Source organism: Alteromonas sp. LOR (assembly GCF_000753865.1).
Taxonomy (GTDB): Bacteria; Pseudomonadota; Gammaproteobacteria; order Enterobacterales; family Alteromonadaceae; genus Alteromonas.
Genome location: NZ_JQFW01000018.1, coordinates 1 through 470 on the forward strand (window position 1 = coordinate 1; position 470 = coordinate 470).

The following is a 470-nucleotide window of genomic DNA, read 5'->3' on the forward strand; positions in this document are numbered from 1 at the left end:
TATATGACAAGGATGTATTAATGAAAAGTTTAATTTTAGCGTTTGTAGCTACACTCCCATTATTAGGTTGTTCTGGTGACGATCAGGATCAAAATGAATGCCCTGAAGTAACGTCACCAGTGATTATTCCCGCCGTAAATGTGAAGTTATTCGATACAAATCAGACACCTCTCAACGTATGTGACGCCATTGTGATGGTCGATAGTGCAAACGGTAGTGAAACTATCTATGGTTCGGCATTTAATGATTGCTCTACTAAATTTAACATCGCTGTCGGCTACGATTTGATTGAGCACAAATTGCTCATTGAAAAAGCAGGTTACATTAATCAAAGTTTTGATTCTTTATTACCAATAGCAACAAAATGTGGATACGAGACCCTAGAACTTTCTGTTAACTTAGTGGCTGATTGAGAAATGTCATATAACAAAAAAATTAAGCACGCCCGCTGTGCGGGCTGGGACGCAAAC

1 protein-coding gene is annotated in these 470 nt (G+C 38.5%); it reads left to right on the plus strand.

Going from position 1 to position 470, the window contains the following annotated elements; translation table 11 throughout:
* Positions 1-413: hypothetical protein (locus JV36_RS0108935; protein ID WP_032097088.1), on the plus strand; the 413-nt coding region annotated here is incomplete at its 5' end.
* Positions 414-470 lie beyond the last annotated feature (57 nt).